Origin of the sequence: Mesobacillus jeotgali, assembly GCF_014856545.2 — a bacterium.
GTDB lineage: Bacteria > Bacillota > Bacilli > Bacillales > Cytobacillaceae > Mesobacillus.
Genome location: NZ_CP109811.1, coordinates 1373005 through 1392533, shown reverse-complemented (window position 1 = coordinate 1392533; position 19529 = coordinate 1373005). Strand labels below are relative to the sequence as shown.

Annotated in this window: 23 protein-coding genes and 1 pseudogene; 6 read left to right on the top strand and 18 right to left on the bottom strand. The window is 42.6% G+C overall.

The window, feature by feature from the left end; translation table 11 throughout:
• Positions 1-127 precede the first annotated feature (127 nt).
• Entirely contained in the window at positions 128-1123 is a 996-nt protein-coding gene (locus FOF60_RS06900; protein ID WP_192472309.1) for a TAXI family TRAP transporter solute-binding subunit, read from the bottom strand.
• Between the two features lie 194 nt (positions 1124-1317).
• On the opposite strand from FOF60_RS06900, the gene FOF60_RS06895 reads away from it, so the two are divergent.
• The 3 genes from FOF60_RS06895 (at position 1318) to FOF60_RS06885 (ending at position 3090) form a co-directional block, all read left to right on the top strand.
• Positions 1318-2040, top strand: a complete 723-nt coding sequence (locus tag FOF60_RS06895) for an alpha/beta hydrolase (protein ID WP_192472308.1) — start codon at positions 1318-1320, stop codon at positions 2038-2040.
• Between the two features lie 108 nt (positions 2041-2148).
• On the top strand, positions 2149-2658 hold the full coding sequence (locus FOF60_RS06890) for a YjcG family protein (RefSeq protein ID WP_192472307.1): 510 nt from the start codon (positions 2149-2151) through the stop codon (positions 2656-2658).
• A gap of 6 nt (positions 2659-2664) precedes the next feature.
• Entirely contained in the window at positions 2665-3090 is a 426-nt protein-coding gene (locus FOF60_RS06885) for a GNAT family N-acetyltransferase (RefSeq protein WP_192472306.1), read from the top strand.
• A gap of 129 nt (positions 3091-3219) precedes the next feature.
• On the opposite strand, the gene FOF60_RS06880 is transcribed toward FOF60_RS06885, so the two are convergent.
• Positions 3220-3552 carry a hypothetical protein gene (locus FOF60_RS06880; RefSeq protein WP_192472305.1) on the bottom strand — a complete coding sequence of 111 codons (333 nt, stop codon included), beginning with the start codon at positions 3550-3552 and terminating at the stop codon, positions 3220-3222.
• A gap of 223 nt (positions 3553-3775) precedes the next feature.
• Between FOF60_RS06880 and FOF60_RS06875 the strand changes: the two genes are divergently transcribed.
• Positions 3776-6094, top strand: a complete 2319-nt coding sequence (locus FOF60_RS06875) for an ATP-dependent helicase (protein WP_192472304.1) — start codon at positions 3776-3778, stop codon at positions 6092-6094.
• Positions 6095-6121: 27 nt separating this feature from the next.
• Here the strand turns inward: FOF60_RS06875 and FOF60_RS06870 are convergent, their stop codons facing one another.
• The 9 genes from FOF60_RS06870 to FOF60_RS06830 form a co-directional block, all read right to left on the bottom strand.
• Complete coding sequence (locus tag FOF60_RS06870) at positions 6122-6376, bottom strand: sporulation-specific transcription regulator SpoVIF (RefSeq protein WP_041968191.1); 255 nt, start codon at positions 6374-6376, stop codon at positions 6122-6124.
• A 135-nt stretch (positions 6377-6511) separates the two neighbouring features.
• Entirely contained in the window at positions 6512-6637 is a 126-nt protein-coding gene (locus tag FOF60_RS06865) for a YjcZ family sporulation protein (protein WP_102261904.1), read from the bottom strand.
• Positions 6638-6731: 94 nt separating this feature from the next.
• Positions 6732-7448 (bottom strand): DUF421 domain-containing protein, encoded by a 717-nt coding sequence (locus FOF60_RS06860; RefSeq protein ID WP_192472303.1) that lies wholly within the window; start codon positions 7446-7448, stop codon positions 6732-6734.
• Positions 7449-7472: 24 nt separating this feature from the next.
• On the bottom strand, positions 7473-7829 hold the full coding sequence (gene spoVAE / locus FOF60_RS06855) for a stage V sporulation protein AE (RefSeq protein ID WP_167833796.1): 357 nt from the start codon (positions 7827-7829) through the stop codon (positions 7473-7475).
• A 15-nt stretch (positions 7830-7844) separates the two neighbouring features.
• Complete coding sequence (spoVAD, locus tag FOF60_RS06850) at positions 7845-8858, bottom strand: stage V sporulation protein AD (RefSeq protein WP_192472302.1); 1014 nt, start codon at positions 8856-8858, stop codon at positions 7845-7847.
• Positions 8859-9338: a stage V sporulation protein AC gene (gene spoVAC, locus FOF60_RS06845; protein ID WP_192472301.1), complete on the bottom strand. Its 480-nt coding sequence runs from the start codon at positions 9336-9338 to the stop codon at positions 8859-8861.
• Between the two features lie 15 nt (positions 9339-9353).
• Entirely contained in the window at positions 9354-9845 is a 492-nt protein-coding gene (locus FOF60_RS06840) for a YhcN/YlaJ family sporulation lipoprotein (protein WP_225650242.1), read from the bottom strand.
• Between the two features lie 239 nt (positions 9846-10084).
• Entirely contained in the window at positions 10085-10207 is a 123-nt protein-coding gene (locus FOF60_RS06835; protein WP_264647653.1) for a hypothetical protein, read from the bottom strand.
• Positions 10208-10296: 89 nt separating this feature from the next.
• On the bottom strand, positions 10297-10641 hold the full coding sequence (locus tag FOF60_RS06830; protein ID WP_192472300.1) for a DUF1360 domain-containing protein: 345 nt from the start codon (positions 10639-10641) through the stop codon (positions 10297-10299).
• A 201-nt stretch (positions 10642-10842) separates the two neighbouring features.
• On the opposite strand from FOF60_RS06830, the gene FOF60_RS06825 reads away from it, so the two are divergent.
• Positions 10843-11334, top strand: a complete 492-nt coding sequence (locus FOF60_RS06825) for a CotY/CotZ family spore coat protein (RefSeq protein WP_192472299.1) — start codon at positions 10843-10845, stop codon at positions 11332-11334.
• A 38-nt stretch (positions 11335-11372) separates the two neighbouring features.
• On the opposite strand, the gene FOF60_RS06820 is transcribed toward FOF60_RS06825, so the two are convergent.
• The 4 genes from FOF60_RS06820 to mgtE form a co-directional block, all read right to left on the bottom strand.
• On the bottom strand, positions 11373-11825 hold the full coding sequence (locus FOF60_RS06820) for a CotO family spore coat protein (RefSeq protein WP_192472298.1): 453 nt from the start codon (positions 11823-11825) through the stop codon (positions 11373-11375).
• 145 nt (positions 11826-11970) lie between these two features.
• Positions 11971-12738, bottom strand: coding sequence for an enoyl-ACP reductase FabI (gene fabI / locus FOF60_RS06815; RefSeq protein WP_192472297.1), 768 nt, complete (start codon positions 12736-12738; stop codon positions 11971-11973).
• A 223-nt stretch (positions 12739-12961) separates the two neighbouring features.
• Complete coding sequence (locus tag FOF60_RS06810) at positions 12962-14815, bottom strand: monovalent cation:proton antiporter family protein (RefSeq protein ID WP_192472296.1); 1854 nt, start codon at positions 14813-14815, stop codon at positions 12962-12964.
• 76 nt (positions 14816-14891) lie between these two features.
• The gene (gene mgtE / locus FOF60_RS06805) at positions 14892-16214 is read right to left on the bottom strand and encodes a magnesium transporter (RefSeq protein WP_225650254.1); all 1323 of its coding nucleotides are present in this window, start codon (positions 16212-16214) and stop codon (positions 14892-14894) included.
• Positions 16215-16493: 279 nt separating this feature from the next.
• On the opposite strand from mgtE, the pseudogene prpE reads away from it, so the two are divergent.
• A pseudogene (prpE, locus tag FOF60_RS06800) lies at positions 16494-17232 on the top strand (bis(5'-nucleosyl)-tetraphosphatase PrpE).
• Positions 17233-17285: 53 nt separating this feature from the next.
• On the opposite strand, the gene FOF60_RS06795 reads toward prpE, so the two are convergent.
• From FOF60_RS06795 to FOF60_RS06785, 3 genes are all read right to left on the bottom strand, one after another.
• Positions 17286-17984: a CAP domain-containing protein gene (locus FOF60_RS06795; RefSeq protein ID WP_264647694.1), complete on the bottom strand. Its 699-nt coding sequence runs from the start codon at positions 17982-17984 to the stop codon at positions 17286-17288.
• The gene (locus FOF60_RS06790; RefSeq protein WP_264647652.1) at positions 17866-18465 is read right to left on the bottom strand and encodes a hypothetical protein; all 600 of its coding nucleotides are present in this window, start codon (positions 18463-18465) and stop codon (positions 17866-17868) included. Before FOF60_RS06790 ends, FOF60_RS06795 begins: the two co-directional genes overlap by 119 nt.
• Before the next feature lie 109 nt (positions 18466-18574).
• Positions 18575-19480 (bottom strand): RluA family pseudouridine synthase, encoded by a 906-nt coding sequence (locus tag FOF60_RS06785; protein ID WP_192472294.1) that lies wholly within the window; start codon positions 19478-19480, stop codon positions 18575-18577.
• Positions 19481-19529 lie beyond the last annotated feature (49 nt).

Below are 19529 nucleotides of genomic sequence, written 5' to 3'. Positions count from 1 at the left end.
CGGTTGGAAGTTCGGTCTATCCTGCCTGGGTTTTTACCCGTTTGGCCTTCCTTGTGAAAAGCCTTATGTTTAAGATGAATTGACCGGGCAATGTCCTAAAGGACACTGTCCGGTCAATTTCTTACTATTACTCAGCTGCTTTGATACCTTTTTCATCAAAGTACTTCTGGGCACCAGCGTGAACTTCGATACCAACGCCGTTAAGTGCATTTTCAGGTTTGATTTGCTTAGCTTTCGCATGTGTTACCTGATCAAGATTCTCAAATATTGACTTTGTGATGTCATATACAAGATCCTCAGAAAGGTCTGCCTTTACAACGAGCATTGCAAGAACTGCCACTGTCGGCACTTCAGAATCCAGCTTGTATGTTCCAGAAGGAACAACTTCCTTTGCATAGTAAGGATACTTCTCGATTAACTCTTCAGCTTTATCAGCTTCAACCGGGACAATTACAACATCTTCTGTAGCGGATAGCTCTTCAACAGCAGCTGTAGGTGTTCCAGCTGTTACGAAAGCCGCGTCGATGTTGCCGTCTTTAATGCCGTTTACTGACTCATCAAAGCTCAAGTCCTGCTTTTCGATATCATCAAGAGAAAGGCCATGGACTTCAAGGATTTGCTCTGCATTCGCTGCCGTACCAGAACCTGGTGCACCGATAGAGACTTTTTTGCCTTTAAGATCCTCTACTGATTTGATACCTGATTTAGCTGTTGTAACGATTTGGATTGTTTCCGGATACAATGTTCCGATTGCTTTAATATTTTCGATTTTATTTCCATCAAACATTAGCTTACCTTCTGTTGCGTAGGAAGCGATGTCAGTTTGAGTGAAGGCGATTTCACCTTTATTGTCCTTAATGCTCTGCATGTTTTCTGCAGAAGCTCCTGTTGTTTCAGCATTCGTGCTAACCCCAGTTGCGTCAGATACGATCTTGGCAAATGATCCGCCCAACGGGAAGTATGTACCACCCGTACCGCCAGTAAGGATGCTCATGTATTTTGGCTTTTCTTCTGATTTACCTTCTCCGCCGCCCTCTTCGTCAGAGCCGCCGCCACATGCAGCCAGTACCATTGAAAGAACCAGCATCAATGCAGTGAACAAAAGAAACTTTCTTTTTTTCATCAGAATTCCCCCTTATAGAAATAGAATTGTTCAACATAATCTTAACATAAGACTTCACACAATTGTCAAACATGTTACTTGCTTGCTATATTTCTTTCACGATATAGGTAGATTTCCATAAAAGCTTTTTTAAAATACATATGCTAAAATCATGGTGTCGGAATACAAGATCACATTGATTTGGAGGTAAATGAATGGGTTTTCCAATGGGCAAAATCGAAGAGATAACGCTGCAAAGCAAGGAACTGGGAGAAGAAGTGAGCATGCTCGTATACTTGCCTGCCAACTATTCTCCATTATATAAATATTCATTACTGATAGCACAAGACGGACGCGATTATTTCCAGTTAGGACGGATTGGAAGAGTTGCGGACGAACTTCTTGGCAAAAAGGAAATTGAAAACGTCATCATTGTGGGAATCCCATATGAATCAGTCGAGGACAGAAGGCGCAAGTATCATCCAAAAGGTGAGCAGCATCAAGCTTATATCCGTTTTCTCGCTCATGAGCTCGTACCATACCTGGATGAACAATATCCTACCTATCAAATGGGAATGGGCCGCGCACTGATTGGTGATTCACTCGCAGCCACAGTTTCACTGCTTGCAGCTCTCCAGTATCCTCACACATTTGGGAAGGCATTGCTTCAGTCACCGTATGTAAATGAGGATGTAGCTGCGGCTGTCAAGGGTTTTGACAAACCAGAATTGCTCCAGATTTACCATACTGTTGGTGACCAAGAAACAGAAGTAAAGACCTCTTCCAAAAACAAAGACTTTCTGACACCGAACAGAGAGCTTTCGAAAGTATTCAAGGAAAGAGGCTTTGGCTATTTTTACGATGAATTCAGCGGGGATCATACATGGACGCATTGGCAGCCGGACCTAAAGAGGGCAATCAGACATATGTTTTCATAATGTATGCATCTTTATATTATATATTTAGAATATTTGTTATAATGAATGGTAAATCATATTATACAGTTAATCGATATGCACCATACTAATGAAACGGGGGTACCTGAGATGAAATTCGGAATTGTCATTTTTCCATCGAAAAAAATTCAGGATTATGCAAATTCAATGAGAAGGCGTTATGATCCTCACTATGCGTTAATCCCTCCTCATTTAACATTGAAGTCTTCTTTTGAAGCAACGGAGGAAGAAATCAAGGAAATCGCGAACAAACTCGATTCAATCGCCAGGAATTTCAAACCAGTCAATATCAAGGTCACCAAGATTGGTTCCTTTAAGCCCGTTAACAACGTAATCTACTTGAAGGTTGAATCACCAGAAGATTTGGAAAGGCTTCATAATGAACTGAATGCCACATTCGATGGAGACCAGGAGTATAACTTTGTTCCTCATATCACCATCGGACAGAAGATGTCAGACGATGAACATTCCGATGTATATGGTTCATTAAGGATGTCAAAAGTGCAATTTGAGGATACAGCCGACAGAATACACTTACTGTACCAGCTGGATAATGGTTCGTGGACAGTATATGAAACATTCAGGCTTGGAAAGGAATAATAAAACGTGGAAGTAAAAATTGTCAACAACGAACAAGAATTAGCAGATGCATTCGAAGTACGCAAGACTGTTTTCATTCATGAGCAAAATGTTCCTGAAGAAGAAGAAATTGATCAATATGAATCCGACTCTATCCATTTTGTGTTATATGATGATAACCGAAAAGCTGCTGGAGCCGGGAGATTCCGTGTATTGGATGGAATCGGCAAGGTTGAACGGATTTGCGTATTAAAAGAGAACCGCAAGACAGGTGCCGGTGTTGCGGTCATGAATAAAATTGAGGAATATGCCAAGTCACAGGGCATATCAACCTTAAAATTGAACGCACAAACACATGCTATCCCATTTTACTCCAGACTAGGATATGAAACAGTATCGGAAGAATTCATGGATGCCGGGATTCCACACAAAACAATGAAAAAATCTATTTAAAACTTAGTAAGACTCCATTCTAATAAGAGTGGAGTCTTCTTTTTCCCCTGTTTCCGAATAGAACTATTAATTTTAATTACCCACAACTAGTTAATCTCCGAAGCAACAAAAAAAGCACAACAGCTGAGTTTAAATCGACTCGCTGTAGTGCCTTCCTTTTCCGGTTAATTCAGCATATGCTTTGCTGACCACTAAAGGATTTACCTTTTTCTTATAAACCCGATCCGTATAACTGAAGCTTGTATCAGAGGCCGCCAGCTGCATACGTGCGACAGGCTGCTGGCCCTTCCGCTTTTGCATTGGTGCAACGGCTTGCTCTTGTTGTTCCTGACCCTTTTCCACCAGATCTTCTTTACGGACCCTGCTCACTTTTTGAATCATAAATGGATCATAGTCGGTTCCTATTTCACGCTCTGCATATTGTATATATTGATAATTTGTCACTGGAAGAATGTATCCCATTTTGATATCCCCCAAGTACTATTATTTTTTTCTCACTATATTCTTCTTTTCCTTTTCCCTATTTATGACCGTATAAAACTATTAATGAGAAAAATTTTCCTGTTATCAGCCAAGATAATAAAAACTCCCGAAGTCATTTACCGTGTACAAAACACCTTTTGTTAAAAATCATATTCTGCTATGATAAAGATTGTGCTATTTTTGGTCGGAGATGAGGGAAAACATGAAAACAGCCAAGTATAATCATCAGATAATAAGCCTTGATCAATATAACCGCGAGGACTATCAAAAGCTATATGATGATGGAAAAAAAGGAATGCTTACCTGTTCTGTATGCGGAGGTCCGGTACGTTTTTACCTCGGCATCAAGGACAAGCCACGTTTCTACCATCATCTTTCCTCAAAAGAAGATTGCAATGAACAACGTGAATCCCCCCTTTCAGTCCAGCCGTCCGAGAAAGCAGAATATATCGAACGAAATGGATTCCGAATCCCAAAGTCCCGTTCCATTACGGCTGAAGCTGAAACAGAGGAAAAGTTCGTTTTTCCTCGCGAAGTAAAGATTCCTTCACCATTTAATCCGCTCCCGCCGGCTAAGCCAGGGGTAAAGCTAAACTATTTAAGACAACTTAAAGAAGCTGGGATCCATTTTGATGGCAACCAGGAAAAAGCTGTTGTTTCTACAGAGGGACCATTATTGATTCTAGCAGGAGCTGGGAGTGGCAAGACGAGAGTACTGACCGCGAGAACAGCCTTCATGATTGAAGAGAAGAACATTGATCCTGGTTCTGTCATGCTTGTTACCTTCACAGCGAAGGCTGCGGCTGAGATGAAGAAGCGGATTGCCCTATACCCGGGCATGTCTCCCGCTAAGGTCAACCAGCTGATTGCTGGCACCTTCCATAGCATCTTCTACCGAATCCTTTGTTTTCACGAACGTGAAACATGGTCATCTGACAAGCTTATGAAAAAGGAATGGCAGCGGGAACAGATTTTGAAAGAGGCTGGCCGAAAGCTCCAGCTTGACGAAAAAGAGTTCGCCTATGACCTGGCTCTCCAGCAAATCGGTTTATGGAAAAATACGATGATCATGCCTGGTGAAGTTAAGCCTGAATCCCCTTGGGAAGAAAAGGTGGCTTTGCTGTATAAAGACTATGAAGCTGCTAAAGACAGGCAGAAACTATTCGATTTTGATGACATGCTTCTCGGCTGTTATACGCTTTTTAAGGAAAATCCTGCAATACTGGAAAACTACCAAAATCGTTTTCACTATTTTTTAATCGATGAGTTTCAGGATATCAATAAAGTTCAATATGAACTCATGAAAATGCTGTCTGAAAAGCATGGGAATGTTTGCGCTGTTGGCGATGATGATCAGTCTATCTATTCATTCCGAGGCAGTGATCCTGCCTACCTGTCCAAGTTTAAGACAGATTTTCAACACACTAAACTAATCATATTAAACCAAAATTACCGCTCGCCGCATGAGATTGTTGAGACAGCCAACACTTTAATTTCCGCGAATCTCACACGCCATGAAAAAGAAATGAGAGCCCAATTTTCCGGTGAGTGTCCGCCAGTCATCTTCCATCCTTATGATGAAGAAGAAGAGGCAACGATGATCCTGACAGATATAAAAGAGCGGATCGAACAGGAGGAACGCCCAGGTGATTTCGCCATCCTGTTCAGGACGAATGCTGCCAGCCGCGCAATATTCGAGAGACTCGCGAATTCCAGCTTGCCATTCCGCCTTGATCAGGACATAGAATCCTTTTACGAGCGATTCATGGTAAAAGGAATGCTGTCATTTTTGCGTCTAAGTATGAATCCTGACGATCCTGATGCAATTAAAAATATTTTGCCATCTCTCTTTTTAAAGCAGTCGGTTTTCCGTGATTTACAAGCTAATAGCATCCTGAACGATTGTTCCATGCTTGAAGCACTTACCACTGTGAAAACCGGATTTGCCTTCCAGGAACAAAAGCTGAAAAGACTCATACCGATTGTACGCTCTTTGTCTTCCCTGTCGCCGGTATCGGCAATCGATATAGTCGAAAAGGACCTTGGTTATCAGGACTTTATCAAAAAGCGCGGAAATGAAGGCAACCAGCTTGAAAAGGGCTCTGACGACATTCGGGATTTAAAAGTAGCTGCGCGAAATTTTAAAACTGTCGGAGATTTCCTTGAGCATGCTGACCATATGACAGCCATGAACGCAGAAATAAAGCGAAGCAGCAGGAATATGACTGACGCCATCACCCTCAGTACCATTCATCGAGCCAAGGGACTTGAATATGGCAATGTTTATATCATCGGTACAGTAGACGGAAGCATCCCTCATGATTACGCTTTGGATGCCTATCGTAATGGGGACTTGCAGCCTCTCGAGGAAGAACGCCGTCTACTTTATGTAGCTGTGACTAGAGCAGAAAAGAACTTGTTCATTTCTGTGCCACAAAGAAGGCGAGGCAGGAAAGCTAATCCTTCCCGTTTTTTATCCAATTTAAAAAGAAAAATGCCAAATCAGGACCTGGGAATATAACTCAGGTCCTGATTTGGCATTCAAGAATTACTTCTTGTTGATCATTTTGGAGATCTGGCCAAAGTCAAGCTGCTTTCCATCCTTGACAATGGATTCTACAATCTTGTCTTCCATTTCTTTATTTACTGGCTTGTTAGCCATTTTTGAAACACGGCGAATAACGCCTCTTACAGTTTGCTCATCCTTAAAGTTCGCATTTTGTAATGAATTCGCTAACTCAAATACATCATTCATATTAACGCCAGTCTTTTTTTCTATATTCTTGAAGAAATTATTATCCATATAAATCACGCCTCCTTCTTTAACTACTCTATTGTATGAAGGAAGCTAAAAATGGTGAAAGAGAGCCCATTAAAATCATCATTAGTCTATGCAGAAAAAGCTGCTCCAATTGGAACAGCTTTTCCTTCTTTACCTTTAGTTGTAGAAGCTTGCTCCTACAATAATCAACAAAATGAACAATACGACGATCAATACGAAAGTGGAGCCGTAATAGCCGCCGCCTCCGTAGCCGTAGCCGCCGCCACACCAACCGTAGCCCATTCTTCTTCACCTCACTTTTTATTACTCAATAGCAATATATGTAAGGCTTAACGAATATGTATGGGCGAGCCCCCATCCATCCAGAAATCATGTATTAAACATGATCAAAGTCCGGGAATTGGCAGGATATAAATTCATCATATAAATCAACACTAAGATTTCCTCTAGAATCCATTTCTGCATAAAATACTTGATCTGGCTGATATCCTTTAGCCTGGATTTGTTCCATCAATGCACTTCTTTCTACACCTATCCGCCTTAAGTTTTCATCGATGCATTTTCCATCGACTAGAACGGCCACAGGGGCAGACTCTTCTTCGATCTTAATTGCAATATCCTCATATCTCAAAGGCTGTTTTGCTTTTTTCAATAAAACACTCAATTCTCCATTTGAATCAAGCGAAGCAAACTCCACATCAGCCACTTTGAATACACTTTTCTTGCGGAGTTGCTCCAGCAGCTCATCTATGCTGTATTTTTCTTTACGCATATTCTTTTCAAGAATATTGCCATTTTCAATGAAGGTAGTTGATTTCCCCTCAACTATTTTTCGAAAAGCTCTGCTTCTTAAGGATATCGTTGAAATTGCCAAAGGGACGAACGACCAGACAACCAGACTGGCAATTCCATCCCTCAAGCTCAAATCAGGATCCATCGCTAATGTGCCAGCAATATCGCCTACAGTGATTCCAACGATATATTCAAAAAATGACAAACTCGACAACTGCTTTTTCCCAAGAAGCTTTGTAATGATAAATAAGCCTAGAATCAGCAAGATGGACCTTATAATGGTTCTAAGAATATCAGGCATTTGATCATCCCTTGTGACACAGAATCAGCCTTTTGGCTTAAAGATAAGGGCGCCGATAAAGCCGAAAATCACAGCAGCCGAAATACCTGAACTCGTGATTTCGAACATACCTGTCAGGACACCGACCAATCCGTGCTGCTCTGCTTCCTGAAGAGCACCGTGAACGAGCGAATTACCAAAGCTTGTAATTGGAATCGTAGCACCTGCTCCTGCAAAATCAATCAAGGGCTCATAAAGTCCAAAACCATCAAGGACAGCCCCAATAACAACAAGCAAGCTCATCGTGTGTCCTGGTGTCAATTTTACAATATCAAACATCAGCTGGCCGAATACACAGATCAAGCCTCCAACAACAAAAGCCCAGAAAAACATTGGCAGCAATTCGATTCCTCCTTTTTAGTTCATTTCTATAGATACAGCGTGGGCTATACATGGAATAGTTTCATTTTGCTGAAATGATAGCGGTGATAACAGAGCTCCTGTCGCAACAACAAGGATTCTCTTATAGACACCATTTTTCATCTGGTTTAGTAAATGGCCATACAGGACGGAAGCGGAGCATCCTGCACCGCTGCCGCCAGATTGGACTGGCTGGTCATCATTGTAAATCATCAAACCGCAATCCTGAAATTGTTCCTTGGTAATCTCTAATCCAGACTGCTGCAAAAGCTCGTATGTAGTAGCCTGCCCAATCCTTCCAAGATCACCTGTGACAACTAAATCATAATAGGAGGGTTCTCGATTCAAATCTTTAAAGTGGGCAATGATTGTATCAGCGGCTGCAGGAGCCATTGCCCCGCCCATATTAAAGGGGTCTGAAATCCCCATATCCACTACCTTCCCGATTGTGGCAGAGGTCGTTACGATTTTTTCATGCTTATCCGGATTGTCCGTTACGACAGCCGCTCCTGCCCCGGTTACAGTCCACTGTGCTGTTGGTGGTTTTTGACCGCCATATTCGGTTGGGTAACGGAATTGTTTTTCTGCTGCCGAATTGTGGCTCGATGCGCCGGTTACAGTCTTCTTTGCTCCCTGGTAATTCACAATAAATGATGCCAGCGCAAGGCCCTCCATTGAGGTAGAGCAGGCTCCGAAGAGGCCAAAATAAGGAATTTCCATCGTCCTTGCCGCAAAGCTGGTCGGTGTGATCTGGTTGATTAAATCACCAGCAAGCATAAATTGCATGTCCTCTTTGTTGAAATTCCCTTTCTGCAACGCAGACTTAATTGCCTCCTCAAGTAAAACTCTATGTGCTTTCTCGTATGATTCTTCTCCCATCCACAAATCGTCATGGAGGACATCAAAATCTGCTGCCAATTTCCCCTCAGCCTCGAAAGGACCACCTGATGAGCCCCATGATTCAATGACAGGTTTGTTTGCAAATTGCCATGATTGCTTTCCAATCAACATTTACAGCACCCCCATCATCGTCAACAAAGTTTTTACCAGTGCAACTACAAAGGCTGCAAAGACACCAAATAAGATAACAGAACCTGCAAGTTTAAACATATTTCCCCCGACACCGAGGACAAACCCTTCAGTTCGGTGTTCGATCGCTGCTGAAATGACAGAGTTTCCAAAGCCAGTAACCGGTACAGCACTGCCCGCACCTGCAAATTGGCCGATATGGTCATATACACCAAATCCTGTCAACAGCATGGAAAGGAAAATCATCGTTGCTACTGTCGGATTACCAGCTGTTTGTTCTGTAAAATTAAAAAAGTATATATAAAAATAGGTGATTGCCTGACCTATGGTACAAATCAACCCACCAACCAAAAAAGCTTTGATGCAATTTTTAACTACTGGACGTTTAAGTTCATGCTTTTGTTCCAGCTGTTGATACTGCTGCTGCTCTGGTGTCATTTTTTGCTTTTTTTTATCCCCCATTTCACCCATCCTTTCTTATGTTAATTCCTTTTTGAGCGAAATAATCCGCTGCAATTGCTCTTCGGCTTTCTTATCCGGAAAGGACGGATCTTTCATTCTCTCCCGAAGCTCCACCGCCTCGATAAAAATCTTATAGTCACTGGAAACAATGAAATCTTCATCAGGATAATTCTTTTCCAATTTTTTGTTGATTTCTTTCTCGATCCGCTTCATCCCGAAGCGCTTTAAATGCTTGACCTTGTATGCGACTAATATTTCTTTTTTTCCGGCAATGACTGCTACATCATAAATTTCATCAAGTGCAGCGATATCTTTCTTAACTTTCTTGGCAAGCTTGATATCTTTCTCATCCAGATCATTTGTCGCGCCAGGATCAGGATTGACGGACTGAATCATGGATGCTCTGCTCTCTGGTGAAGTTTTTCCAAAAGAAGTACAGCCAGCAGGGCCAGCTCCAAGCATTATTAATATTGCCAAAAGATTTACAGCCTGTTTCATATTCATCATTAATCCCTTCCTATGGTTCATCTGATAAAATTATTTTCCACGTCTAAAACCCAATTTATGAATTTTTTAGTGAGGCTTTTATTTCCAAGTACTGTAAAGCCATCTTTTCAGCAAATGGATATGTCTTTTATAAGATTTACGCCCCTTTTAAAATTATCCTCATTGGCCTTTATAGATTTCCCCATTGAACTATATTCACATAAAAAAACGTCTGCCAGAAAATCAGGCAGACGCTGCTTTTACGATTGTTTTTTCTTTTTTCCACAACCACATCCGCGTTTTTTTCGTACTCGGCGGGTCGAGGCATTGCTTTTTGACTCCGTTGAACCCTTGCTGTTTTGCGCTATTTGTTTTTCCTCCATTATTACAACCCCTTCATTAAAGAGTCCATATAATAGTTTATGAACAAGGATTCCAATGGGTTCTGGACGGACTCACTAATTTAAAGTCGTCAGTCTTTTATAAAATGATGCTGGATCACCGATGCGATGCCTGCGATTGCCAGCACCGTGATGACTGGCATTGTTAGCCGCGGAACCAATACATAGCCTGCATACAGGAAGGTAGTCGTCCAAATCCCGGTGCACCAGTGGCAGCTTATCAGCTCACCAATCCAGTACCTCAGCCCCTCCCCCTTTATTTCTATATAAGTTTCCGTACTCCCATCCTCCAATGTCTCCTCCACTATACCGTGGAATGGAGTCCGAAGAAATTCAGTGATTGAATCATAAACAATCAGCCTGGTCAAACGGAAGCTCGCAAATACAAGGAGGCATAGATCAAGCCAATTCCCCATCCATTTCACCACCAGTGTTAAGTCAATTCACTACAGTTTATGCGGGGCAAATCCCTATGTATAGGCTTGAGCCTGTCCGCTCCTGTCATCATTTTTTTATGGGAATCATGGTGAAATTAGACAAACACCCACACCATTAGGAGGGCAATTCATATTCTATTAAGGACAATAGGTCATATCAACTAAAAGGAGATGAATTATATGTCTTGTGGAAAAAGAAAATTTGACACAGATAGTTGTGTAGCGGATATTTTAAAGCGAGTTGCAGACGCTCAAGACGAGGTTGACAACGATGAAGGTGATTGTGATGTTAGCTGTCACAAATCCATCCAGGACCTTCTGGCTGGTGCATCAACACCTGCTACTTTCGATACAATTCCGCTAATCTTGTACTGCGGTTGTGAACCATTCCTTGGCACAGGGGTTCAACTGCTATCAAGGAACGGCACTTCTCAAACATTGCAATGCATTGAGTCGTTCTTCTTCAGGGTGTCAAAAGTCGATGACAACTGCGCGAAGCTTGAGTTGCTGACAACAACTGATGATCCAAACGGATTGAGCAAATGTGCAGATCCTTGCAGCCAAATCAATGGCACAACAACTTTCTTTAGAACTGGCATCTGTATGACAATAGACCTTGACTGCTTCTGCGCAGTGGTTTGCCTGGATCCAGTAGCTACGGAAGACCTGTAAGAATAAGGGGCTGCCAATCAGGTAGCCCTTTTCCTTTTTTATAATCCACTTACCTTAATATCCTGGATATTCTCTATCAATATCTTTACTGGCTTACGTTTATTTCTTGGAAAGACTGTGATGTAATCATCCTCCTTCGAAATAAAATAACCTACAACCCTACTTTCCGAAGTAATAAAGCTGTATTGGATTTTCACAATCGATGCAGGAAATTGAGCCAAATATCCAATCTTTTCTTCGATTGACATTTCCTTAAAGGGTTTCTTTTCGATTTCTCCTACTCTCTCAGAGCTTTCCTCAGAACTGTTTTCCAGTGTATCAACTGCAACTGAACTTTCCCCAGCACTTTCTTCTGGCTGCTGATTTTCCTTCTCTTCACCTTGCTCTTGATCATTGAACTTAAATTTATTCTGCATGCTCGTTGCAACCTCTTGATATGTCGGCTGGTCAATATATAACAGTGGGTTCAAGCGTTTTCTTCTTCGGGCCATTTTCCAAACCTCCCGGGTCGAATCAATTAGTCTCTTTATGTTTATGCTGGACATTTACCCAGGGTTAAAACTTTTTGAAGGAAGTTACCTAGACATAAAAAGCCCGCTTGAAATTTCAAGCGGACTTTGCTTTCTTAAAAGAACTTTATAAAATATGGAACCCTGAATCGACATGGATATTTTCACCAGTAATCCCCCGGGACATGTCACTGAAAAGGAAAACGGCTGTGTCACCGACTTCTTCCGGAGTAGTGTTGCGGCGAAGCGGAGCTCTTTCCTCAATATCCCTCAAAATAGAATTAAAATCACTTACACCTTTAGCAGAAAGTGTTCGGATTGGGCCTGCTGAAATAGAGTTTACACGAATATTGTGCTTACCTAAATCTGCCGCCAGGTAACGGACACTTGCATCCAGGGATGCCTTTGCCACACCCATGACATTGTAGTTCGGGATCGCACGCTCACCGCCGAGATACGTCAAAGTGACAATACTGCCGCCTTCAGCCATCAGCTCTTTCGCTTCCTTGGCGACTGCAGTCAGTGAGTATGCACTGATATTATGGGCCAGCAGGAATCCATCGCGTGATACATTCATATAGTCGCCCTGTAATTCTTCCTTGTTTGCGAAAGCGATACAGTGAGCGACACCATAAATTGTGCCAGCCGCTTCCTTTATATCTTTGAAGCATTTAGCAACATCTTCATCACTTGTCACATCGCAAGGCAAGACTAAATAATTTTCATCAAGAGATGCTGCAAGTTCTCGCACGCTTTTCTCAAGGCGCTCTCCTGCATAAGTGAAAATCAAATTGGCCCCTGAATTGTGGAGAGATTGAGCAATAGCCCAGGCGATACTTCTTTTATTAGCTACACCCATTACTACATATGTTTTACCGTTCAATGAAAGAGTCATTTTTAAAACTTCCCCCTGTTAATACAAGTTATTAGTACCTAGTGCTAATTCTACACTATATTATTTCATTTGAAAAGAAAAACCCGCCGGGAAGGCGGGTTTAGTTTCAAGTTTATGAAAGTGAAAATTCAACTTTGAAAGTTGTTTTAAAGTCAAAGAACGACTTCACTGTCAGGCCCTCCAGCGCTTGTCGGGGCTGACCAAGGCGCTTGCGCTTTTCTAATTAACACCAAAAACAGAATTCAAGTTCACGCTTCAGTTCATCGACATATTCCTTGGAACCTGTAACAATCAGACGGTCATTCAGCCTCAGCTCGGTATCGCCGTGAGGCACGATTGATTCGTTCTCACGCAAGATACGAACAAAAATGACATCTCCAGTGAACGGGAAGCGTCGAAGTGTCATACCGTCGAAGTGATCATTCAGCATCCTGATTTCATGCAGGGAATTTTCCTGATTGGTCAGGATTGTCATGACGCCTGGTGATTCAATCATCGCACGCAGCAGTGATTCAGTTGAACGCAGGACTGAGAATACCTCGATTCCCTCTTCCTGAGCTTTCTCTGCCAGGTCCGGACTTTCAATTCTGGCGATGACACGTCCAACACCATGTTCCTTTGCACTGACAGCAATCGTTGCGTTCAGGTCAGGATCACCTGTGGAGATGACAATGATATCCGCATTATACACTTCATGTTTATCAAGGGTATCAATTTCGTAATTCTCCATCTCGATGATTTCAAACACTGAATCAGCAATCCGATTATCCGCTTTTTCCTGTTTCGTATGAAAAAGAACCGGTTCATACAATGAAGACTGCAGGGCTCTGGAAACAGGAAGTGTCATCTGGTTGGCGCCAATGAAGACCACTTTTACCTTCTTCTCTTCTGCTTTTTCCTGCGGGAATAGCTTTTTGAATAAAATTGGTGTTAGAACACTGGAGATGACCGCAACTAGAATCAGTGTACCGCTCATTTCCGGAGTGATCATTTCCATTCTCTCACCTATTGTCGCTGCGGCGATGACAAGTGACAGTGTTGACGTTAACAAAAACCCAGCTGCTAATACCGTTTTCGTATCATACCATTTTTTCAATAGGTAGACTGGAATCAACTTAGATAAGAATAATGCCAGAAGTAATAACGGAATCAGCATTAGAAGCTTCTTATCGCTGAATAAGGCCCAAATATCCAGGTCAACCCCGACCATAACAAAGAATATCGGGATTAAAAATCCATAGCCAAATGAATCCAGTTTATGGACCATTTCCTGGTCTGGTGCCAGCAGTGAAACAAGTACCCCGGCAAGGAACGCTCCAAGGATGTTTTCAGCTCCAACCGTTTCAGAAATCGCCACCAGCAAGATAATCAGTGCGAAGACCGCACGAGTACCTATTTGGGTAGTACCGGTTGAGAGAGCGTTGATGAATGTACGGTTTTTAAAGACTTTTCCAACGAAATACAAAGCAACTCCAGCCGCAAACAGGATGAGAAGCAGCCATGTATTTCCTTCTCCGCCATCATAAAGGGAGACAAAGACAGCTAGAAGAATCATCGTTGCCAGATCCGCGATAACGGCCACCAATAAAATGATTTGGCCGATATTGGTCTTCATCAAATGGGCGTCTTTAAGTGTAGGCACTACGACCCCAAGTGAAATTGTGGAAATTATCAGCGTCATTAAAAATACATTTTCGATGAAACCGGCAAGTACAAATAAATAAGACAATCCTAACGAAGCAATGAAAATGCCCACGAAGATAATTGATGCAACTGCAAATGTGTTAGGTTCCTTTTTTGGCACCGATTTATTCTTTTTGCCACTTGTGAAAGCGGAAAAATCTATTTCCAATCCGCTCAGGAACATTAGGAACAGAAATCCTAATGTAGACAGGGTGCCAAGCCAGGCATCCTCATGGACGATATTGAAGCCGCTTTTACCTATAATTAGGCCCATAATGATTTCTGCGACTACAACTGGTATGATGTTCAATTTTAAGCGGTGCAATAAAATAGGTGTTAAAAATGCAACAATGATGACGATTACGAGTGAGGTAATCGAAGCATGATGTTCCATCCTCTTCCCTCCTTTGTTAAATAGGGTTTACGTTGTACCTGTCTCAAACGAACAGTTAACATCTGAACGTTGTATATTAAGTTAGATAGCTCATGAAAGCAGTAGCAATTCCAAAATAAATCAAGATGCTGATGATATCATTAATCGTCGTGATAAACGGACCTGATGCGACGGCAGGATCGATCTTCAATCTGTGCATGAGCAGCGGAACCAGCGATCCTGCCAGTGTCGCAATGATCAAAGTGATGAAGATAGAAATTCCTACCAAAACCCCGAGGAAAAGTTCACCTTTCCAAAAATAGACGATGAATGTAACAAGGATGCCGCAAACTGCACCAGTTATAAATCCAGTTCCTGCTTCCCTAAGGATAATGTTCCATTTACTCTCTTTATCAAGGTCCCCCGTGGCGATGCCCCTGACGGCTACAGCGAGTGCCTGGGTACCCGTATTTCCTGCCATTCCGGCGATGAGAGGAATGAAAACGGCCAAAATAGCGACCTTATCCAATGTATCCTCGAATCTTCCTATAAGGCTTGCTGTAAACATGCCCAAAAAGAGCAAAATGATCAGCCATGGCAAACGCTTCTTGGCAGCACTTAATGGATTTCGGTCAACGGTATCAAGGTCCGCGATACCTGCAAGCTTCGAATAGTCATCCGAAGCTTCTTCTTCCATGACATCTATTATGTCATCAACTGTGATGATTCCGAGGAGATGGTTTTGGAAGTCGACAACAGGAAGGGCGAGGAAATTATAATCCCGCATCATCCTGGCTACTTCCTCCTGGTCCTCACGAACCGAAACAGAGACGACTCGATCATTCATGATTTCAGCAATCATCGTTTCATCATCAGCAACAATCAGGTCTCTCAAAGATATTACACCAGCCAGCCTTTTATCTTCATCGACGACAAAAATGTAATAAATCGTTTCAGCTTGCGGCGCTTCCTTTTTCAGGATATACATTGCCGATCGCACCGTCTGGTTGGCAGAAATCGCGATGAATTCAGTCGTCATGATACTTCCGGCTGTATATTCTTCATAATGCAGCAGGTCTTTGATTTCCTGTGCTGCATCTTCGTCCATAATCGTCAAATAACTGGCGACCTGGTCTTTATCGAGTTCATTCAGGACATCGACCGCGTCATCCGCATACATATTTGAAAGCATATCAGCCGCGTAATTAGGATTCATCTGGGCCAATACATCTTTGAAGTCTTCTTCATCAGCTTCCAGGTTCTCGAATAGATCAGCCATCTCTTCAGGTGATAGGAAGGTATAAACCTTCGCGCGATCCTCATCATCAAGCTCACTGAAAAATTCGGCCTGGTCATATGGATGCAAGTCAAGAAATTCCGCACGGAAATCATCAATTTTCTCAGAGTAAAGTGCTTCCATCAGCAACTCGGAATTGATTTGCTGCCTGGATGCTGATTCCTGACGTTCTTCAGACATACACCTTACCCCCTTTCCTTTATGTACATTTCATTATACTAGCATTTATTAATTTCTTTGTCTTTTATCTACTCTTTTTCATTTAAAATTAAATTGGGCAATATATGTTTGATACCAGATTATTACCTACGCCCTTTTGTCTTAACATTCCCTTTTTTGATGTAAACTTGTCCTTTTTCCGACTGCGGGAAGAATATACAATTAAAGGAGGACTTTCATAAAATGAAGCTCGATATTATCGGCGATATCCATGGCTGTTACCTTGAATTTGAAGAACTCAGCAAAAAACTGGGTTACGACTGGAGTAACGGACTTCCGGTTCATCCTGATGGCCGGCATCTTGCTTTCGTAGGCGATCTGACAGACCGTGGCCCAGAATCTTTAAAAACAGCAAACCTGGTTTGGGAACTGGCAATGAATAAAAAATCAGCTTTTTATGTTCCGGGTAACCATTGCAATAAATTGTACCGATATCTGTTAGGAAATAAAGTTCAGACGACACATGGACTTGAGACAACAGTTTCAGAAATTATGTCACTCAAATCAGAGCAAAAAAAGGAATTCCGCGGGAAATTCATTTCCTTATATGAATCTGCTCCTTTATACCACGTCCTCGACCATGGCCGTCTTGTGATAGCTCATGCCGGGATTCGCGAAGATTACATAGGGAAAAATAATTCAAAAGTAAACCTTTGTCCTTTATGGGGATATAACCGGAAAAAGCAATCCAGACGGAACTCCTGTACGCCGTGATTGGGCAAAAAATTACCATGGAAAAGCAATCATCGTATATGGACATACGCCGGTAAGAGAGCCAAGAGTCCTTAACAACACTTACAATATCGATACAGGAGCTGTTTTTGGCGGCAATTTGACAGCCTTGCGTTATCCAGAAATGGAGCTTGTATCCGTACCATCCTCGATGCCCTTTGTGCCCGAAAAATTCAGGGAGATAAAATAATACCCCTATTTGAAAAAGCTAACCATTGAACAACAACGGTTAGCTTTTTCTTATTATTTTCCGATAAACATTTGCGTCCAGTAGTTCCCCTGTGTTGTATGCCCAACACCAATATGCGTGTAGTTAGGACTTAAGATATTCTTCCTGTGCCCTTCGCTGTTCATCCATGCGTTCACGACTTCTTCGGCACTCCGCTGTCCCATCGCGATGTTCTCCCCGGCTGTGCTGTACGATACACCAAAGTCCCTCATCATATCGAATGGCGAGCCATAAGTAGGACTTGTATGTGAAAAATAATTCTTCGCTTGCATATCATTGGATTTTTCCTGTGCCACATTACTTAAAGCTGTGTCAGGCTGCAGGTTTGGCAAGCCATTTTTCCTGCGCTGTTCGTTTGTCAGGTCAATGACTTTTGCTTCGAAAGCACTGATCTCGGTACCAGAAGGAGTTGCATTTTGCTCAGGTGCTGGAGCTGCTTCCTCCTGTGGTGCTGGTGTAGTTCTTTCCTGTGGTGCAGGTGCTGCTCCTTGGTCAGGAGCAGGTGTTGCTCTTTCCTGCGGTGCTGGTGCGGCTCCTTGGTCAGGTGCTGGAGCTGGTGTTGCCCTTTCCTGCGGTGCCGGTGCGGCTCCTTGGTCAGGTGCTGGTGGCTGTTCTTTCCTGTGGTGTTGGTGCAGTTCCTTGCTCAGGAGCTGGAGCTGGCGTTGCCCTTTCCTGCGGTGCTGGTGCGGCTCCTTGGTCAGGTGCTGGTGCAGCATCTTCAGGTGCAGGAATTCCCCCTCTATTCAACTCTGGAAGTTCAACACCAGTTCGGCGCTGCAATTCAGCCATCATATTATCAAGGTCAGCCCGTTGCCCTTCTGTTAATGTCAGCCTGCCCTGCCTGTTCATTTCTGTATGAGGGTATTTAGAACTTGGAATTCCCGTACTGTAAGAGTTAGGATCTACGGTGATATACCCTTCAGGCATCTGCATGATTTCACTAGTGGCCTTATCGCCATTTTGATTTTGGTCTTGCTTATTAGGATTTCCTTTCGCAGCATTGATTTCTGCTCTGCGTCTTTGCTGTTTGATTCTATTTGCATCATTATCCCAATAGCTTTCCTGGTTATTCCCCAGGGTAGTCATCCTGTTGTCACGCATATCCATCGCTTCATCATTATTGTTGCATGCTGCAAGTCCTAATAACATAACAGCAGATACTGCCATTATCTTTCCATGTTTATATATGTTCAAGTGATGCTTCCTCCTTCAAATTGCATTCATTTACTTCCTTATGATTTGATTTTTTCCCGGAAATATCTGATGAAATATTTGAGAGAAATGTAAAAAGGCAAATCGTTTTTCAAAACGACTTGCCTTGATTAAGCACTTGTTGCATATCGAATGGCAGACTTGCAGTAAAGCGGATTTCCTTATGTAAAAATGGGTGGCTAAAGGTTAGTTCCCTGCAATGCAAGGCTTGCCTTGAAATCGAATCCCGGTTGCCTCCATATAAAGTATCACCAAGCAGCGGATGGCCCAAGTAACTCATATGGACCCTTATTTGATGGGTCCTGCCTGTTCTTAGCCAGAGCTTCATATGAGTGAACCCTTCATATCGTTTACTAACTTCGAATAAAGTGCAGGCATTCTGTCCATCAAGATGCACTTCCCGTTCTATAATGCTGTCTGGCTTCCTTGCGATCGGGGCATCGATCATACCCTCACCCTGTTCAACAATACCTTCAACAAAAGCTTCATAGCTCCGCTTTACACCGCCCAACCGCTGCTGCTTGCTGAATAAGTGATGGATATGGCTATGTTTGGCAATCAGGACCAGACCGGAAGTGTCCCTGTCCAGTCTTGTGACAATATGCGTGGTAGCGGAGATTTCGTTTTTTTCATAATATCCGATAAGTCCGCTCGCCAGACTGCCGTATGGATGCTCTCTGGATGGAATCGTATTCATCCCTGGGGGTTTATTGACCACCAGCAAATATTCATCCTCATATATAATCGAAAGCGGGATTTCCTCCCCTTTCATTCCCTCAGACGGAACTTCAGGAGGAAACTCGATTCTGACTCGATCAGCGGTTTTCAATGCATATCTGACATTTACTTCTTGATCATTCACCGAAATAAAACCGCCCTTGAACTTAATGTCTGCCAATGCTGATTTAGAGATTTCTTTCTCCTTAAGGAATTCCCTTAGCAGCTTCCCTTGATCAGCTTCCTCAGCAGTAAAATCCATTGTGAAGTTTCTTGCCATATCAGCGGCTCCTGTCGTTCTCTTTTCTTTTTAAGTAAGATATCTTGGT

Excerpts from the sequence above, each read along its gene's own strand:
- FOF60_RS06820 (WP_192472298.1), bottom strand. The coding sequence starts at position 11,825 with ATGGCCCGAAGAAGAAAACGCTTGAACCCACTGTTATATATTGACCAG.
- mgtE (WP_225650254.1), bottom strand. The coding sequence starts at position 16,214 with ATGGAAGCACTTTACTCTGAGAAAATTGATGATTTCCGTGCGGAATTT.
- FOF60_RS06895 (WP_192472308.1), top strand. The coding sequence starts at position 1,318 with ATGGGTTTTCCAATGGGCAAAATCGAAGAGATAACGCTGCAAAGCAAG.
- FOF60_RS06880 (WP_192472305.1), bottom strand. The coding sequence starts at position 3,552 with ATGGGATACATTCTTCCAGTGACAAATTATCAATATATACAATATGCA.
- spoVAD (WP_192472302.1), bottom strand. The coding sequence starts at position 8,858 with ATGTTGATTGGAAAGCAATCATGGCAATTTGCAAACAAACCTGTCATT.
- FOF60_RS06830 (WP_192472300.1), bottom strand. The coding sequence starts at position 10,641 with ATGGGGAATTGGCTTGATCTATGCCTCCTTGTATTTGCGAGCTTCCGT.
- FOF60_RS06890 (WP_192472307.1), top strand. The coding sequence starts at position 2,149 with ATGAAATTCGGAATTGTCATTTTTCCATCGAAAAAAATTCAGGATTAT.
- FOF60_RS06810 (WP_192472296.1), bottom strand. The coding sequence starts at position 14,815 with ATGGAACATCATGCTTCGATTACCTCACTCGTAATCGTCATCATTGTT.
- FOF60_RS06785 (WP_192472294.1), bottom strand. The coding sequence starts at position 19,480 with ATGGCAAGAAACTTCACAATGGATTTTACTGCTGAGGAAGCTGATCAA.
- FOF60_RS06865 (WP_102261904.1), bottom strand. The coding sequence starts at position 6,637 with ATGGGCTACGGTTGGTGTGGCGGCGGCTACGGCTACGGAGGCGGCGGC.
- spoVAC (WP_192472301.1), bottom strand. The coding sequence starts at position 9,338 with ATGGGGGATAAAAAAAAGCAAAAAATGACACCAGAGCAGCAGCAGTAT.
- FOF60_RS06875 (WP_192472304.1), top strand. The coding sequence starts at position 3,776 with ATGAAAACAGCCAAGTATAATCATCAGATAATAAGCCTTGATCAATAT.
- FOF60_RS06835 (WP_264647653.1), bottom strand. The coding sequence starts at position 10,207 with ATGGAGGAAAAACAAATAGCGCAAAACAGCAAGGGTTCAACGGAGTCA.
- FOF60_RS06860 (WP_192472303.1), bottom strand. The coding sequence starts at position 7,448 with ATGCCTGATATTCTTAGAACCATTATAAGGTCCATCTTGCTGATTCTA.
- FOF60_RS06825 (WP_192472299.1), top strand. The coding sequence starts at position 10,843 with ATGTCTTGTGGAAAAAGAAAATTTGACACAGATAGTTGTGTAGCGGAT.
- FOF60_RS06900 (WP_192472309.1), bottom strand. The coding sequence starts at position 1,123 with ATGAAAAAAAGAAAGTTTCTTTTGTTCACTGCATTGATGCTGGTTCTT.
- fabI (WP_192472297.1), bottom strand. The coding sequence starts at position 12,738 with ATGACTCTTTCATTGAACGGTAAAACATATGTAGTAATGGGTGTAGCT.
- FOF60_RS06840 (WP_225650242.1), bottom strand. The coding sequence starts at position 9,845 with ATGATGAATATGAAACAGGCTGTAAATCTTTTGGCAATATTAATAATG.
- FOF60_RS06870 (WP_041968191.1), bottom strand. The coding sequence starts at position 6,376 with ATGGATAATAATTTCTTCAAGAATATAGAAAAAAAGACTGGCGTTAAT.